At 65.5% G+C, this 15552-nt stretch carries 13 protein-coding genes and 1 tRNA gene; 5 read left to right on the top strand and 9 right to left on the bottom strand.

Annotated features, from left to right (window positions below):
* Nucleotides 1-5: 5 nt before the first annotated feature.
* A complete protein-coding gene (locus P9A17_RS11430; RefSeq protein ID WP_278038761.1) occupies nucleotides 6-776 on the top strand; it encodes an ESX secretion-associated protein EspG in 771 nt (256 codons plus the stop codon).
* Here P9A17_RS11430 and P9A17_RS11435 read toward each other — a convergent pair.
* The 3 genes from P9A17_RS11435 to P9A17_RS11445 are packed head-to-tail and all read right to left on the bottom strand — an operon-like array spanning nucleotide 763 to nucleotide 3625.
* Nucleotides 763-1506: a hypothetical protein gene (locus tag P9A17_RS11435; RefSeq protein ID WP_278038762.1), complete on the bottom strand. Its 744-nt coding sequence runs from the start codon at nucleotides 1504-1506 to the stop codon at nucleotides 763-765. The two genes, P9A17_RS11430 and P9A17_RS11435, sit on opposite strands and share 14 nt — an antisense overlap.
* Entirely contained in the window at nucleotides 1503-2249 is a 747-nt protein-coding gene (locus tag P9A17_RS11440) for a hypothetical protein (RefSeq protein ID WP_278038763.1), read from the bottom strand. Before P9A17_RS11440 ends, P9A17_RS11435 begins: the two co-directional genes overlap by 4 nt.
* The gene (locus tag P9A17_RS11445) at nucleotides 2246-3625 is read right to left on the bottom strand and encodes a hypothetical protein (protein ID WP_278038764.1); all 1380 of its coding nucleotides are present in this window, start codon (nucleotides 3623-3625) and stop codon (nucleotides 2246-2248) included. Before P9A17_RS11445 ends, P9A17_RS11440 begins: the two co-directional genes overlap by 4 nt.
* Nucleotides 3626-3740: 115 nt before the next feature.
* Between P9A17_RS11445 and P9A17_RS11450 the strand changes: the two genes are divergently transcribed.
* Nucleotides 3741-4772, top strand: a complete 1032-nt coding sequence (locus P9A17_RS11450) for an AI-2E family transporter (RefSeq protein ID WP_278038765.1) — start codon at nucleotides 3741-3743, stop codon at nucleotides 4770-4772.
* Nucleotides 4773-4779: 7 nt separating this feature from the next.
* On the opposite strand, the gene P9A17_RS11455 is transcribed toward P9A17_RS11450, so the two are convergent.
* Nucleotides 4780-5970: a prolyl oligopeptidase family serine peptidase gene (locus P9A17_RS11455; RefSeq protein ID WP_278038766.1), complete on the bottom strand. Its 1191-nt coding sequence runs from the start codon at nucleotides 5968-5970 to the stop codon at nucleotides 4780-4782.
* A 66-nt stretch (nucleotides 5971-6036) separates the two neighbouring features.
* On the opposite strand from P9A17_RS11455, the gene glsA reads away from it, so the two are divergent.
* Together glsA and P9A17_RS11465 are read left to right on the top strand one after the other, a co-directional pair.
* A complete protein-coding gene (gene glsA / locus P9A17_RS11460; RefSeq protein WP_278038767.1) occupies nucleotides 6037-7056 on the top strand; it encodes a glutaminase A in 1020 nt (339 codons plus the stop codon).
* A complete protein-coding gene (locus P9A17_RS11465; RefSeq protein ID WP_278038768.1) occupies nucleotides 7053-8687 on the top strand; it encodes an MFS transporter in 1635 nt (544 codons plus the stop codon). The genes glsA and P9A17_RS11465 overlap by 4 nt, the downstream gene beginning before the upstream one ends.
* Nucleotides 8688-8732: 45 nt before the next feature.
* Here the strand turns inward: P9A17_RS11465 and P9A17_RS11470 are convergent.
* The 4 genes from P9A17_RS11470 to ponA2 form a co-directional block, all read right to left on the bottom strand.
* A tRNA-Pro gene (locus P9A17_RS11470) sits at nucleotides 8733-8806 on the bottom strand.
* A 254-nt stretch (nucleotides 8807-9060) separates the two neighbouring features.
* A complete protein-coding gene (locus P9A17_RS11475; RefSeq protein ID WP_278038769.1) occupies nucleotides 9061-10158 on the bottom strand; it encodes a PLP-dependent cysteine synthase family protein in 1098 nt (365 codons plus the stop codon).
* Nucleotides 10155-11129 (bottom strand): metallophosphoesterase, encoded by a 975-nt coding sequence (locus P9A17_RS11480; protein WP_278038770.1) that lies wholly within the window; start codon nucleotides 11127-11129, stop codon nucleotides 10155-10157. Before P9A17_RS11480 ends, P9A17_RS11475 begins: the two co-directional genes overlap by 4 nt.
* Nucleotides 11130-11177: 48 nt before the next feature.
* Entirely contained in the window at nucleotides 11178-13640 is a 2463-nt protein-coding gene (gene ponA2 / locus P9A17_RS11485) for a transglycosylase/D,D-transpeptidase PonA2 (protein WP_278038771.1), read from the bottom strand.
* Nucleotides 13641-13939: 299 nt separating this feature from the next.
* Between ponA2 and P9A17_RS11490 the strand changes: the two genes are divergently transcribed.
* A complete protein-coding gene (locus tag P9A17_RS11490) occupies nucleotides 13940-14296 on the top strand; it encodes a WhiB family transcriptional regulator (protein WP_278038772.1) in 357 nt (118 codons plus the stop codon).
* 118 nt (nucleotides 14297-14414) lie between these two features.
* On the opposite strand, the gene P9A17_RS11495 is transcribed toward P9A17_RS11490, so the two are convergent.
* Nucleotides 14415-15548 carry an ArsA family ATPase gene (locus tag P9A17_RS11495; protein ID WP_278038773.1) on the bottom strand — a complete coding sequence of 378 codons (1134 nt, stop codon included), beginning with the start codon at nucleotides 15546-15548 and terminating at the stop codon, nucleotides 14415-14417.
* Nucleotides 15549-15552 lie beyond the last annotated feature (4 nt).

Below are 15552 nucleotides of genomic sequence, written 5' to 3' on the forward strand. Positions count from 1 at the left end.
GAACCATGACGCGTCGGCCGAGTCTTCCGGAATCGATCTGGTCTGAACTGTTGGGCACCGTCGCGGTGGTCGATCTGGAATCGGCGTGCGAACAGTACGGCCGCGATGTCTTGCCGTATCCGCTTGGCCGGAGCCGTCCTGTCGGGTCGGTGTGGCTTGCGAGCCGCGACGTCGCGCCGATCGACGAACGACTCGCCGACGGCGACCTTCGCGGCATCCGGGCCTGGGTGGAAGCCCTGGTGCGCGCCGATGTCTGTGTGGAATGCCGGGTGCATCACGTCGATGCGGACACTCCCGATCTCCGGTTGCACACGGTGAGCGCAGGCGAGACGGCGTTTGTCGCGATGCAGGGCAGCGACGGCGACGGGGTCGACGTCGTGGACATCTACGCGGTGTCGCCGGACCTGGTGGGTGCGGTAGTCGCCGAATCGGTCGGGCTCGTCGGCGCGGGCGCGCACCCGCGCATCGCGGTGACGCGCCCTGTTTCCGAGCCCGACGGCTATGGCGATCTCGACTTCCTGGCAGCACCCACCGACGTGTCGGTCCCTCAGGTGAGCGTGCGCGACGTCGTCGCGACCGGCACGGTCCAGGCGCGAAGCCAGGCGGCACGGCAGTGGGGCACCGATCCCGCCCTCCCGGCCCTGCAGTGGGCCCAGGTCCACGCCGACGGCGACTACCTCTTCGATGCGGGAGATACCGAAAACGCCGAACCGGTCGACGTCGAGACGTTGACCGCGTACGTCAACGGAATGATCGCCGACGTCACCCGGTGGTGAAGTTTCCCCCACGGAGGCGCTGGAAGGCTCGGTCATCGACGAGCTCGCCGCGATACTCCGGGTGCTCCCAATAAAACCGGACCCATTCGTAGAGGGGCTCGAAGTCGCTGATGATGGTGTCGGCCATCAACGTCGCCGAAGACCCATCAGCCAAGACGAAAACGATGACCCTGTTGAACGCTTTTCCCTTGATCGGGTGGTCCAGGATCTCCTCGACCTCGTCCCAAGCCCCATGCTTGAGCGATCCCCACTGACCGTTCCAGACCTCGAAGCCGGCCGGATCGAGACGAAGATGCCCGCCGCCTTTGTACTTGAATCGGCGATACATGGTCGGCGCGCTGAATAGCAGCAGCGCCACGCAACCGGCAGGCACGGTTACTCGCTGGATACCGGCCGGGGTGTAGTCGATCATGTCGAACCGCGAGAAGATCAGATAGAGCGCCGCTGCAAGAGAGATCGCCGCGGCGGGGACGAAGTTCACGACGTCCAGAGCTATCCCTGGCCGCAGGAGTACGCCGTGTGCACCGCTGTCCGTTCGCGGATTTGGCGCACCCAGTGCCGTGATGACGAAGTACGCCGCGTATCCGAACGCCCATATCGTCAGCAAGCCAATCAGAGCTGCCGTCACGTAGCTTCCCCGCACGAGCCAGTTGACTGTCCACACGCTGGAGAAGACGCCGAACCCGGCGAGCAACAACGCCAGCACGATCGCGCGTGCAGGCCCACTCATCGCTCGGGGGTGAACTTCTCGTCGCTGAGGCGCTGCAAGCCCCGATCGTCGACAAGCTCGTCGCGGTACTCCGGGTGTTCCCAATAGAACCGGATCCACGTGAGTAGGGCGTCGCTGTCGGACGTGATGGCGTCGGAGTACAGCACCGCGTTCGCGCCCTTTGACGGAACAAACACCACTAGCTTGTTGAATGGCTTGCCGCCGTTGGGTTTGTGGTCGAGGATCTGTTCGATCTCGTCCCATGTACCGCCTCTGAATGAGTTCCAGTGGCTGTTCCACACTTCGAAGCCCGCTGGGTCGAGTCGCAGGTGTCCTCCGCCTTTGTGTTTGACCATCCGGTAGAGAGTCGTGACGCCGAGAACCAGAAAGGCCACGAAGATAAGGGGAATGCCACGCGCGATTCCGGACGGGCTGTAGTCGACGAGGCCGAAAGGCGATAGGACGAGATACATGGCCGCAGCGATGGTGATCGCTGCGATGGGCACCACGGTGACTATGTCCACAAACAATCCTGGGCGCAACAGGGTGCCCGCCGAGCTGCTGTCAGTTCGCGGGGTAGCTGCGCCGAGGGCAGTGCACAGATAGAACGCGGCGAAGCCCAGGCCCCATATCGCCACAGCCAGCATGATCAACGCAGTTACATAGCTCCCGCGGAGTGCCCACGCCACTGACCAGTAGCCAGTGAAGACACCAATGCCACCGACGGCGACGGCCAGCAGGATCGGTCGTACCGGACTTCTCATCGCGGACAAAACGTGTTTCCAATCCAGTTTCCGAGCGCAGTACCGCCTTCCGAGGCGACGATGGCTACCGGTACGGCCACCCAGGGTCCCGCCTCCGCGGTCGCCAGACCGGCGAGGGTACCTGTCGTGAACGATGTGGCCCCTTCTGCTGCGGCTACGCATCTCTCAAACCCGGAGTCTGCAACGGCCACACTCCACAGAGACTGGGCGACGCCGAGCGCCGGGCCACCATACTTGGTGCCGACTTTGATGTGCTCGAGGGCTTCGTCGGTGAGACGCGGGATACCGCGCTCGGCCTGCGCCCCCAGCCCCGTTATGGTCGCGTCGACACCCGTCATGACGGGGTTGGAGAAGAACTCGTGTGGAACGTCTGCTGTGCGGCCATCCGGCGTCAAAATGCTGGCGGACTTGCTGCCGTTCGCGCGTTCGATGACCGTGACGACGGTTCCGTCGGCCATCTTGATGGTGTCCACGTGCGCGTTCTTCAGGCTGTGGTCGCCCAGATCGTTGAATGTGGTCGAGCTGGTCTCGGTGATCATCTTGCCGTCTTTGCTGTAATGCGTATTGGTGGTGGTCGGCCCTCGATCGGGAAAGTTAGGTCGGGCGTCGACCGTCCGCTCGTGACGACTTCCGTCCTGCATGTAGACGGTCGTCGTCGTAGATGTTTCCTCGCCGGTCGCAGGGTCGTACGTCGTCTCGGTCTTGGAATCGCGGACAGTCTGGGACATGTCGGCGTCCCGAAGCGTTGCCTGCTGCATCATGCCGACAGGGTTGGACGGATTGGGGACCTCGTCTCCCGGTCTCTGAGAACCCGCAATCGGGACGCTGAGCGGGTCGGTTGGCGCTCCGGAATTAGGTACTTCGAAACCGTGCGGCTTCGCAGCGGCGGTCAGGCTGTCGGCCGTCGCATCGTCGGCGGCGCCCACCGCCAACAGCAGTCGGTTGACGGTGGCCTGTTCGGCCTGGGCCCGCTTCTCAAGAGCGGCCGCCTCTTCGAGGGTCATCTTGGCGCCGGTGATCAGGACCACCCACTGGTCGCTGACGTACAACTGGCCCGTCATGTCGATCTGATCGGCCTTGTCCAACAACGCCGTTCGCGCGCCGCCGATCTTGCCGGCTCCTGCGGAGAGGGCGTTTCCGAGAGCCGTGGTGTAGGCCGAGAAGGCTGTCGTCTGTTTGTCCGCCCGCCCGAACATCTGGGTGGCCGCGTCGTGGGCGATTCCGGACCACGCTCTCGTCTCCGGCATGGTCGCGATGTTGGTGCTCAACGCCGTCACGGAGTCGGCGACGGCCTTTCCGCGGTCCTGGATCGCCTTGCCGGCGAACGTCAGGGAATCGGGATTCCAGCTCTCAAGCCGGGAGCGGGAGGGCAGCACGGGTACGCAGGTTCCGTTTCATCCAGTCGATTCGGCGGTCACGAGAACCCTAACCGCAGCACGGAGGGGTCTCGATCACCAATCCAGTGCGGCACCGTCGGGCACAATCACGCGCATGGGAGCGCGGGACACGATCCGGCACGCAGGGCACACCTGTTGGTCAGCGCTCGGCATCATCGCTTTCGCAGCGGTGGTGGCCGTCGCAGTGAGCGCGGTCAGCGGAGTTCTCATCCCGTTGGTCATCGCGGTCATCATCGGGATCGTGCTCGAACCGGTGTCTCGGGGGCTCCAGCGAATCGGGTTTCCCACCATCCTGGCCACTGTGACGACGATGCTGGCCGCACTCGGCGCCGCGGCCGGTTCGATCGCGCTCGTGGTCGTGGGATTCGCGCGGCAATGGCCGGAGATCTACCGGCAGCTGGTGCTCGGCTGGACCCGCCTGCTTGAGTGGGCGGCCGGACTTGACCTTGATACGCAGTGGCTTTCGCACGCCCGCTCCGCCTTCGAAGGGCATGCGCCCCAGCTGGGGCAGGGCATCCTCGGTGCGGTCACGAGCACGTTCTACGGTGCGGTCTCGCTTGTCATGGGGACCTTCTTGGCGGTGTTCTTCCTCTTCTTCGCGCTGCGCGATGCCAACCGGTTCCCAGCCTGGCTGGCCCGGACCACGGCGCTGGACGCCGCGGAAGTCGCGGCGGTGGTGGCGTCGACGCGGGAGTCCGTGCGCGGCTACTTCGAGGGCACCGCGGTGACCGCTCTCGTCACCGCGCCGATCTTCATGGTGCCGCTGCTCCTTCTCGGCGTACCGCTGGTGATCCCCATCTTCATCCTGTACTTCGTCTTGTCCTTCGTCCCCTACCTCGGGGCGTGGATCACCGGAGTGTTCGCCGTGCTGATCGCGTTCGGTTCCGGTGGGCCGACCGCGGCACTCATCGTCGGGGTGACATTCGTCGTCTCCAACGGCACCATCCAGAGCGTCGTCAGCTCCTGGGCTCTCGGGTCATCCCTGCGTCTTCACCCGGTCGCGGTGTTACTGGCCACGATGGTCGGCGGAACGGTGGCCGGCCTGCTGGGCATGGTGCTCGGCGCTCCGGTCGTAGCGGCGGTCGTCAAGTCAGTCGCGGCTGTGCGGCAGCTGCGAACTGCGTGACGCGAAATCAGTTGCCGACGAAGACGTTTCTGAGGAACGGCGTGGAGTCGGGCAGGGATGCGAGCACGGTGCCGCTGTGGTCTTCCTCAGGATAGATCCGCAGGGTGACGTTCTGGTTGTTCGCGACGAGTTGGTCGTAGAACGCCAGCGTCAACTGTGGCGGCACATCCCGGTCCAACAGCCCGACACCCAGGATGATCGGGCGGTCGAACCCGGTGGACGGGGTGCCCATGAACGCGTAGAGCGCGTCGGCGATCCCCGGGATCGTGTTCAACGGCGCCGAGAACAGCGCAGCCGGCGTCAAACGAGCGAGTTGCTCCGACAGCTGCAGGACGCAGACGGTCTCAGCGCGCTGAGCTGCGTCCAGTCCCGCAGGGCTGAGCACGCTGTCGATATCAAGGTCCGGTCGGACCTCGCGGAGGGCCGCAATGATGTACGCGGCGTACGCGTTGGCAATCGGGCCCAATTCGGGCAGCTGAAGATCGGGCCCCGCGTGCTTGATGAATTCGTCGATGTTGGCGGGCGTGCCGGTGGCCACGACACCGCGGTAGTCCAGGCCGGTGCCCTCACTGAACTCGGTGGCCCAGCGGGCACTGCTGATCGCCGCGCCACCACCCTGGGATTGCCCCACGATCGCCCATTTCGGAGACAGTGGCAGACCCATGTCGTGGGCGGCGACCACCGAGTCGACGACGCCGTGAGCCGTCGTCACGCTGTTGAGGTAGCTCATCAATCCGGGAGTGCCGAGGCCGGCATAGTCGCTGGCGACCACGGCGTAGCCCTCGTTCAACCAGTGCGACAGGTACTCGTTGTCACGCGGTGTCCGGGGCAGCGCCGAGGGGGTGCAGTCGTCGCCCATTCCGACCGTGCCGTGCGCCCACGCGATGACGGGGAAGCCGCCTTCGGGCGCCGGACCGGGTGGAAGGAAAACTGCGCCGGTGCTCACAGCCGGCTGGTCGTGCTGGTCGAGCGTCGAGTAGAGGACGCGGTAGGCCGGACCTGCCCCGCTGATCGACAACGCGGGATCCAACGGCACCGACGCGATCGTCGTGCCCTGCGCGGGGATCGGCTCGGCGAAGAATCGCGCGTCCAGGCCAGACCAGTTCGGTGTGTCGGCGTGAGCGGGCGCGGTCGGCAACACCGCCAGCACCACGACGAAAAAGGCGGATATCCACGCTGTCGGTCGCCGTAGGCCCATGCCGGAAGTCAACCAGAACTTCGCGAACGTGACGCGGTCCGCCGAAGACCTGCATAGGCTTCGGAAATGGATGTCGAGGTGGGCGACGTCACGCAACAGGCGCATACCGGCGAACTGCCGCAGTGGTCTGAGGTCGAATCGTTGGTCGAGGCGGCTTACCGACGATGCCGGGCAGATGCCGACGGCGTTGTCGCAGACTACATTCCGGTGCTGGCGCAGGCCGATCCGAATTGGTTCTCGGTGTGTGTCGCCGAGGTCGACGGCAGCGTCCACACCGCAGGCGACGCCGGCGTCGAGTTCTCCATCCAGTCGATCTCGAAGGCGTTCGTCTACGCGCTGGTGTGCGACACCTACGGCCACGAAGTCGTCGCCGAGCGCATCGGCGTCAACAACACCGGCTTGGCGTTCAACTCGGTGATCGCCATCGAACTCAACGACGGCCATCCGATGAACCCCATGGTCAATGCCGGCGCGATCGCCACCACGGCGCTCGTGACAGGGAGCACCCCGGAAGAACAGTGGCACACCATCGCATCCGGGTTGTCCGAGTTCGCCGGCCGCCCACTGGAAATGGACCAGACCGTCTACCGGTCCGAAACCGAGACCAACCAACGCAATCGTGCGATCGCGCGCCTGCTGGAAAGCTACGGCCGGATCGATGCGGATCCGCTGGCCGTCGTCGACGTCTACACCCGCCAGTGCGCATTACGAGTGACCGCGGCCGACCTGGCGGTGATGGGGGCGACGCTGGCCGACGGCGGCGTGAATCCGGTGACCGGGCGGCGCGTCGTCTCGGCCGACGTATGCCGCGACACGCTGGCCATCCTGGCAGCCAACGGCGCGTATGAGCGTTCCGGTGAATGGCTTTTCGAGATCGGCCTGCCCGGCAAGTCCGGGGTCGCCGGCGGCCTCGTGACGGTCGCCCCCGGCAAGGCGGGCATCGGCACGTTTTCGCCACCCCTGGATCCGGCAGGCAACAGCGTTCGTGGGCAACGTGCCACGGCCTACCTGTCGCGGGTGCTCGGGCTCAACATCTTCGCGTCCAGTGCCCACCCCTCGGTGATCGGACGAAAGGATCACGCGTGACCGTCGAACCGACTTCACCCGGTGCCGAGCGCACCTCCTGGATTCCGATGGTGGGCCTGTTTCTGGCCCAGATGCTGATGTCGTTCAACGTCGCCGCACTGCCCGTGTCCATCGGGGGGATGGTTGAGGACTTCGGGGTGCCCCCGACCGCGGTCAGCACCGCCATCGTCACCTACGGCCTTGTGGTCGCAGCGCTCGTGATGGTCGGTGCGAAACTCGGCCAGCGGATCGGGTGGATCGTAGTGTTCCGGTTCGTGGTCGCAGCGTTCGCGGGTTCGGCGCTGATGATGATTCTCTCGCCGTCGGTGGCATGGGTGATCGCCGCGCAAGCCGTGGCAGGAGCGTCGGCGGCCATCATCGTGCCGTCCCTGGTCGCGTTGATCGCCGCGAATTACCGTGGTGCACAACAAGCCACCGCTGTCGGATCGCTGGGTTCGGCGCGTGCACTGTCCGGCGTCAGCGCATTCCTCATCGGGGGAACCCTCGGCACTTTCGTGGGCTGGCGGCCGGTCTTCATGATCGTTCTCGCGCTGGCAGTCGCGGTGTTCTTGTTCAGCTTCCGGCTGCACTCGGCAGCGGGCGACAAGTCGGTCCAGATCGACGTTCTTGCCGCACTGTTGATCGGCGTGGCGATCATGTCCCTGACGCTGGGGTTCAACAACCTCAACGGCTGGGGCGTGCTCCAGGCCACCGGGGATGCGCCCTTCGCGATCCTCGGACTCTCCCCGGCGCCGGTCCTGGTGATCGTGGGAGTCATTCTGGGACAGGGCTTTTTCGTGTGGACCCGCCACCGAACGCGCACCGGCAAAGTGCCCTTGGTGAGCCTGTCGGTGTTGGGGTCGGGCCGTGAACGTGCGGCCGTCTACGCAATGTTCATCGTGGTGTCGCTGGAAGCCGCGCTGAACTTCACGGTGCCGCTCTACATCCAGATCGTCCAGGGCCGCACGCCTTTTGACACGTCGCTGGCCATGCTGCCGTTCAACCTCACGGTCTTCATCACCGCGACACTGGTCGTGCGCTTCTATAGCCGTTTCAGTCCGCGCGTCATCGGGATCTTCTCCTTCACGCTGACGACCGTGGCGCTGGTGTGGTTGTCGTTCGTCGTCACCAACAACTGGGAGACACTGCCGACGATCCTCGGGCTGATCGTGTTCGGCATCGGTCAGGGCGCCCTCGTCACGCTCGTCTTCAACGTGCTGGTGACCGCCGCGCCCAAAGAGCTCGCCGGAGACGTCGGTTCGGTGCGCGGCACCACCCAGAACCTCGCGTCGGCCGTCGGTACCGCGCTCGCAGGCGCCATGCTGGTGGGCATCCTGTCGCTCAACGTCGGCCGGGCCGTCATCAACGACGTGGCCATCCCCGACAGGCTCATCGCGCAGGTCGATCTCGACCAGGTCAACTTCGTCAGCAACGACCAGTTGCGCGACGTTCTCGCCGGCACCGATGCGTCCGATGCCGAAGTCGACGCCGCAGTACAGATCAACACCGATGCGCGCCTGCGCGCCCTCAAACTCGGGCTGCTCATCCTGGCCGGCATCAGCGCTGTCGCGATCCTGCCTGCGTCGAGACTGCCGGCATACCGACCCGACGAAATACCCGAGGATCTGGGCGCGCCGACCCCGGCCAAATGAGAAGGCCCTGACCGAACGAAACGGATCAGGGCCCTGCTCACTCTGTCGGGGTGGCGGGATTTGAACCCACGACCTCTTCGTCCCGAACGAAGCACGCTACCAAGCTGCGCCACACCCCGAGTGAAGCCACGACAGCGTATCGCACCGGGCCCCGTGGAAGCCAAACGCATAACGGGTACAGAACAGCCGAGGTGACACGCCCCGGGATGGAACCGAGGTGTCGGTGACGTTATGCACACTGAAAGCACGAACGACGTGAAACGAGGCGGGACATGACTGGGTTGGGCGCATCGATCTACCTAGGCTTCTTCGCGCTGGCGGCGCTGTGGCTGTTCCTGACCTCCGACGTGCCGTTGACGCGGCGCCCCAAGGCTCAGGGCCAGGCACCGGAACGCTCGAACTCGGCCAGTGACAGGGCCGATTCCGACGGCACGATGCCGTGGCTGGTCAGCCACTCGTCGCAGAAGTAGGTGTCCGCGTAGCGGTCGCCGCTGTCGGCGAGCAGCGTGACCACCGAGCCACTGCAGCCCTGCGCGACCATCTCGGCCAGCAAGCCGAACGCACCCCAGATGTTGGTGCCTGTCGACGGTCCGACCCGGCGTCCGAGGACCCGGCTGACGTGATGGGCGGCCGCCACCGACGCGCTGTCTGGCACCGACACCATCCGGTCCACCACCCCCGGTAAGAACGACGGCTCCACCCGCGGCCTGCCGATCCCTTCGATCCGCGATGAGATTCCTGTCACAACGTCAGGGTCGTCACGCTCGTAGGACGGGAAGAACGCGGAGTTCTCCGGGTCCACCACGCACAGCTGCGTCGGATAGCGGCGGTAGCGGATGTATCTGCCGATCGTCGCGCTCGTGCCGCCAGTGCCCGCCCCCACGACGATCCACTCCGGTACCGGATGGGTCTCCTCGCCCAACTGCTCGAAGATCGACTCGGCGATGTTGTTGTTGCCGCGCCAGTCCGTCGCACGCTCGGCATTCGTGAACTGATCCAGATAATGTCCGCCGGTCTCCTCGGCCAGCCGCTGCGCCTCGTCGTACACCTGCGCCGACTGCTCCACGAAATGACAACGGCCGCCCTGTGATTGGATCAGCGCGACCTTCGATGCACTCGTCGACGCCGGCATCACCGCGATGAACGGCAACCCCAACATCGCCGCGAAATACGCCTCCGACACCGCCGTCGAACCCGACGACGCCTCGATGACGGTGGTGTCCTCGCCGATCCACCCGTTGCACAGCGCATAGAGAAAAAGCGAACGCGCCAGCCGGTGCTTGAGACTGCCCGTGATGTGGGTCGTCTCGTCTTTCAGATACAGCGCGACATCCACATCGCCCGACCACTTCGACGGCAGCGGATACCGCAGCAGATGCGTGTCAGCGCTGCGTCGCGCATCCGCCTCGATCAACCGAACCGCGTTGTCCACCCACGTCCGCGACTGGCGGCACGGGCCCGACGGGCTCACCGCGCCGATACGGTCGGATGCTGTTGCCCCACATGGGTTCCGACGTCCGAGCCGCCGGTCGGTGCCGCCACCAGCGTCAGCAAAGTCGCCTCAGGCCTGCAGCAGAACCGCAGCGGCGCGTACGGCGACGTGCCGATCCCGGCGGACACATGCAGCTGCGTGCGGGCACCCCACTGTGACGGACCCTTGGCCCGTGACCGGTCGAGCTCACAGTTGGTGACGATCGCCCCGTAGAACGGCACACACAGCTGCCCGCCGTGCGTGTGGCCGGCCATCACCAGCTGGTAGCCGTCAGCGGCGAAGCGATCCAGCACCCGCGGCTCGGGCGAGTGCGTCAGCCCCAACGTCAGGTTCGCCGCCGGGCTCGCCGGCCCCGCGATCGTGTCGTAGCGGTCCCGCTTCAGATGCGGATCGTCGACACCCGCGGCAGCGATGACCAGCCCGGCCACCTCGAATTCCCGCCGCGTGTGCGTCATGTCCAGCCACCCGCGCTCGGTGAAGGCCGCGCGCAGATCCTGCCAGGGCAGCGGCTCACCGTGAATACGAGCGTTGGGCTTGGTCAGGTAATTGGCCGGGTTCTTCGGCTTCGGCGCGAAATAGTCGTTGCTGCCGAAGATGAACGCCCCCGGCACCGCCAGCAGATCTCCGAGCGCCTGCACCACCGACGGGACAGCCTTCGGATGCGACAGGTTGTCGCCGGTGTTGACGACGAAATCGGGCTCCAGCCGGGCCAGGTCGCGCAGCCACGCCTGCTTGCGCCGCTGGCCGGGCCGCATGTGGATGTCGCTGATGTGCAGGACCTTCAGCGGCGACGACCCGGGCGAGAGTACCGGCATCGTCGCCTCACGTACGACGAACGCATTGCGTTCGATCAGCGACGCGTATCCGATGCCCGCGACGAGCGTGCCCGCGGAGGCGACGGCCGTGGTCTTGAGGATGGCACCAGGGCCCCCAAATCGAGGAGCAGACATGCCCTGCAGCCTACTGCCAGACCCTGTGAGACACAGTCTGTCGGGGGTCTAGGGCGGCGGCGGTGGGGGCGGTGCGGGAGGCGGCGGCGGCCCGAGGACCGGCACCGTGATCGGCGGCAGACCAGGGATCTGAATCACCGTCTGGCCCACCGGCGGGGGCACGCCCGGAGGCGGAGCACCCGGCGGCGGTGGTGGCGGCGCCGGGGCGACACCGTTGGAGATCTGGATCGTGATGATCGAACCGGGCACCGTCTGACCGCTCGGTGCCGTTCCGACCACCGCGCCGTACGGGGAGGTGCTGTTCACCGGAGTGGGCTGATCGGCGACCTGGAAACCCGCCTCACGTAACCGCTGACGCGCGGTGTCGATGTTCATGCCCGCCACGCTGGGCACCTTCGAACCCGGGGCGCCCTCGACGTACCGGGGATCGGTGGGCGGCAGCGCGACATCACCGAACGCGGTGGCGATCGGATTCATCGCGGCGAACCACGTCCTCGCCGGCTCGTTACCGCCGAACAAGTTGCCCGACCCGCACTGCCGCAGCGGGAACGAGCACAACTCCGTCGGTGCCGTCGAATCGTCGTAGATGTAGCTCGCTGCCGCGTACTGGTTGGTGAAGCCCAGGAACGCAGACGAACGGTTCGCTTCCGTTGTGCCGGTCTTGCCCGACATCGGCAGGCTCCACCCGACAGAGCCCGCGGCGCCCGCCGCGGTGCCCGCACCTGTGTCGTCCTTGCTCATCGCGTTGGCCAGCGTGTTGGCCAAGCCTTCGGGAACCACCTGCTCACAGGTCTCCGTCGTCACCGAGACCTGCTCGCCGTAGCGATCCCGGACCTCGGCGATCGGATTGGGCGGGCACCACACCCCGCCCGAGCCCAGTGTCGCGGCGACGTTCGACAGTTCGAGTGCGTTCACCTCGATCGGGCCCAGTGTGAACGACCCGATGTTCTGACGCTTGACGAAGTCGGCGAGGCTCTCGTTGCTCTCCGGGTCGTAATCACGCGCAGTACCGGGCAGTGCATAGGACCGCAGGCCCAGGCGAACCGCCATGTCGACGGCGCGTTGTACCCCGACTTGTGCGATCAGCTTGGCGAACGCGGTATTCGGAGATGTGGCGAGCGCATCGGTGACGTTCATCGTCCCTCGGTAGCCGCCGGCGTTGGAGACACACCAGGTCTCTTTCGGGCAGCCCGGCCGATCGCTGCTGCCCAGACCTTTGGCCTGGAACTGGCTGGGCACGTCCAGTTGGGCGTTGATGCCCATGCCCATCTCCATTGCGGCAGCCGTCGTGAAGACCTTGAACACCGAGCCGGCGCCGTTACCGACGAGCGAGAACGGCTGGGGCTGCATCGTCTCCCCGGCGTCGAGGTTCAGGCCGTAGGTCCGGTTGCTCGCCATCGCCAGGACCGGGTGGGACTCCTTACCCGGCCTGATCACGCTCATGACGCTGGCGACACCGGGCAGATCCGGGCTGGCGTACTGGGTGATCGCGTTCTTGACCGACGCCTGCACATCGGGGTCCAGCGTCGTCCTGATCAAGTAGCCGCCCTTGGCCACCTGGTCCTTGCTGATGCCGGCCCTGGCCAGGTAGTCGAGGGCGTAATCGCAGAAGAACGCGCGGTCACCGGCCGCGATGCATCCCCGCGGTAGCTCCTTGGGCTGCGGCAAGATTCCCAGAGGCTGCTGCCGCGCGGCGCGCAGTTCCTCGGCGTGCTCGGGCAGATTGTCGATCATCGTGTCGAGCACGACGTTGCGCCGGGCCAGGGCGCCGTCGGGATTGGTGTACGGATTCAGCGTGCTGGTGGACTGCACCATGCCCGCGAGCAGCGCGGCCTGCTGCCAGTTCAGCTCAGAGGCGTTGATCCCGAAATAGGTCTGCGCGGCGTCCTGCACACCGAAGGCGTTATTGCCGAAGGACACCAGGTTCAAGTAGCGCGTCAGGATCTCCGGCTTCGTGAACGTCTTGTCCAGCGTCAGCGCCATCCGGATCTCGCGCAGCTTGCGGGCCGGGGTGGTCTCGATCGCGGCACGCTTCTCGGCGTCGGTCTGCGCAATCACCAGCAGCTGATAGTTCTTGACGTACTGCTGCTCGATGGTCGAGCCGCCGCGGGTGTCGAGGTTGCCCGACAGGTAGCCCGACAAACCCGTCAGCGTTCCCTGCCAGTCCACACCGTTGTGGTCGGCAAACCTTTTGTCCTCGATGGAAACGATCGCCAGTTTCATCGTGTTGGCGATCTGTTCGCTCGGAACTTCGAAGCGGCGTTGGGTATAGAGCCACGCGATGATGTTGCCTTTGGAGTCCGTCATCGTGGACACCTGAGGGACTTCGCCCTCGACCAGTTGGGCGGAGCCGTTGGCAACCACATCCGAGGCGCGGTTGGACACCAGGCCGAACCCGCCGACCACAGGGAACAGCAGACCGGCGACCACCACGCTGGCGAGTACGACACACCAGGCGAGCTTGATGAGCGTGACCGCGCGCGGCGGGCGTGTCGGGGGGTGGTCCGGCATGCGTACAGAGTAGCGACGAGTTGTGGCCACTCCGCTCTCGAGCGGCCCCGATAAGCACATGTCAGGGCATGTCAAACGCCGAAAGCAGGCACTGTACGCCGCTGACGGCACGGTCGTCCCAAAAAAGTGGTCACGAATGTATTGCGTAGAAGCCCTGTGACCACCTAAATTGAGCGCACAGTGCGATGCAGGTCACACCCAGTACTCGCAATGTGGCGTAGATCGCACTAGCTATCGACGCGAGGGTAAACAGTCGTCTGCGTTGTCGGGGCGCGGCCAGAACGATAAGGGGATCGCTGGTGTCAACAATCAAGCCCGCGGCTCGAAATGCCACGTTGAATCCAACTGCCCAGTCCATTGTGCAGGGTAAGGAGGCTGAAGCCCGTATTGCTTGGGTTTCGCAAGCCCGGTGTCGCCAAACCGATCCGGACGAGTTGTTCGTTCGGGGCGCCGCTCAGCGCAAAGCCGCGGTCATCTGTCGCCACTGCCCGGTCATCGCCGAATGCGGTGCCGACGCCTTGGATAACCGCGTCGAGTTCGGTGTGTGGGGAGGCATGACCGAACGCCAGCGCCGCGCTCTGCTCAAGCAGCACCCCGAAGTTGTTTCCTGGGCTGACTTTTTTGCCGCCCAGCGCAAACACCGCACTGCTGGCTAAGAAGTTTGACAGCTAAGCCGCGATTGCCTGATTCGCGGATTGGCTCACCTGTCAGACACTCGAACGCCTGATTCACGGACGCCGCGCCCGCCTGGGGCGCGGCTTCTCCGTGTGGGCACTAGGCGGCGGCGGTGCCTTCGGCGCAGATCTGATCCGCGATCGCCCGCAGCGCTTCCAGATCGGACACGTCGAACGGCAGTGACGGCACACCCACGATCGCCACGGCCGGATTCGCGCCGGTGAACCGCGAGAGCAGCCGCACTTCGCGCTTCGCCGTGGACGCCCGGGCGGCGTGGATGCGCAACGCAGCCACGGCCACCGAGTCCGGATCTTTCTTCGCCAAATCGTCCGCGGCCTCTGTCGCCTTGTCGGCATGCAGCTCACACAATGTCGGATGGGTGCGGTTCAGGATCAGTCCCGCCAGCGGCATGTGCTCGGTCGACAACCGGTCGACGAAGAATGACGCCTCGCGCAGTGCATCGGGCTCGGCGGCGGACACCACGACGAACTGGGTACCGCGCCGCTTGAGCAGCTCGTAGGTGCGGTCCGCCTTCTCGCGGAAGCCGCCGAATGTCGCGTCCAGTGATTGCACGAAAGATGCAGCGTCGGAAAGCATCTGAGAACCCAGGATCGTCGACATGGCCTTCATTGCCAGCCCCATCGCCCCGGTCACCAAACGGCCCAGGCCCCGGCCCGGTGCCAGCAGCATGCGCCACAGTCGGCTGTCCATGAAGCTTCCCAACCGTTTCGGCGCATCGAGGAAGTCCAGCGCATTGCGAGACGGGGGAGTGTCGACAACCACCAGATCCCATTTGTCTTCTGCCAGAAGCTGTCCCAGCTTCTCCATGGCCATGTACTCCTGAGTCCCAGCAAGGGACGTGGCCACGGTTTGGTAGAACTGGTTGTCCAGAATGGCTTCTGCGGTACCGCTACCCGAGTACTGCATGACCATCTCGTCGAACGTGCGGCGCATGTCGAGCATCATCGCGTGCAGCTCGCCGGTCACCTCGGGCGCCAACGGAACTCGCTGCGGCGTGTTCCCGAGATCCCGGATCCCCAGCGCCTGAGCGAGTCGCTTCGCCGGGTCGATGGTCAGCACGACAACGGTGCGTCCGTACTCGGCCGCACGCAGCGCCATCGCTGCGGCGGTCGTCGTCTTGCCGACTCCGCCTGCGCCGCAACACACGACGACACGATTCGAGGTGTCGCGCAGGATGGCGGCCATGTCGAGGACCGCTGGGGTAGTGCTCATCTGG

This window comes from Mycobacterium sp. 236(2023), assembly GCF_029623955.1.
Classification (GTDB): Bacteria; Actinomycetota; Actinomycetes; order Mycobacteriales; family Mycobacteriaceae; genus Mycobacterium.

Bases quoted from the DNA above. Each gene is read 5' to 3' on its own strand.
- P9A17_RS11430 (WP_278038761.1), top strand. From the start codon at position 6: ATGACGCGTCGGCCGAGTCTTCCGGAATCGATCTGGTCTGAACTGTTG.
- P9A17_RS11435 (WP_278038762.1), bottom strand. From the start codon at position 1,506: ATGAGTGGGCCTGCACGCGCGATCGTGCTGGCGTTGTTGCTCGCCGGG.
- P9A17_RS11440 (WP_278038763.1), bottom strand. From the start codon at position 2,249: ATGAGAAGTCCGGTACGACCGATCCTGCTGGCCGTCGCCGTCGGTGGC.
- P9A17_RS11450 (WP_278038765.1), top strand. From the start codon at position 3,741: ATGGGAGCGCGGGACACGATCCGGCACGCAGGGCACACCTGTTGGTCA.
- P9A17_RS11455 (WP_278038766.1), bottom strand. From the start codon at position 5,970: ATGGGCCTACGGCGACCGACAGCGTGGATATCCGCCTTTTTCGTCGTG.
- glsA (WP_278038767.1), top strand. From the start codon at position 6,037: ATGGATGTCGAGGTGGGCGACGTCACGCAACAGGCGCATACCGGCGAA.
- P9A17_RS11480 (WP_278038770.1), bottom strand. From the start codon at position 11,129: ATGTCTGCTCCTCGATTTGGGGGCCCTGGTGCCATCCTCAAGACCACG.
- ponA2 (WP_278038771.1), bottom strand. From the start codon at position 13,640: ATGCCGGACCACCCCCCGACACGCCCGCCGCGCGCGGTCACGCTCATC.
- P9A17_RS11495 (WP_278038773.1), bottom strand. From the start codon at position 15,548: ATGAGCACTACCCCAGCGGTCCTCGACATGGCCGCCATCCTGCGCGAC.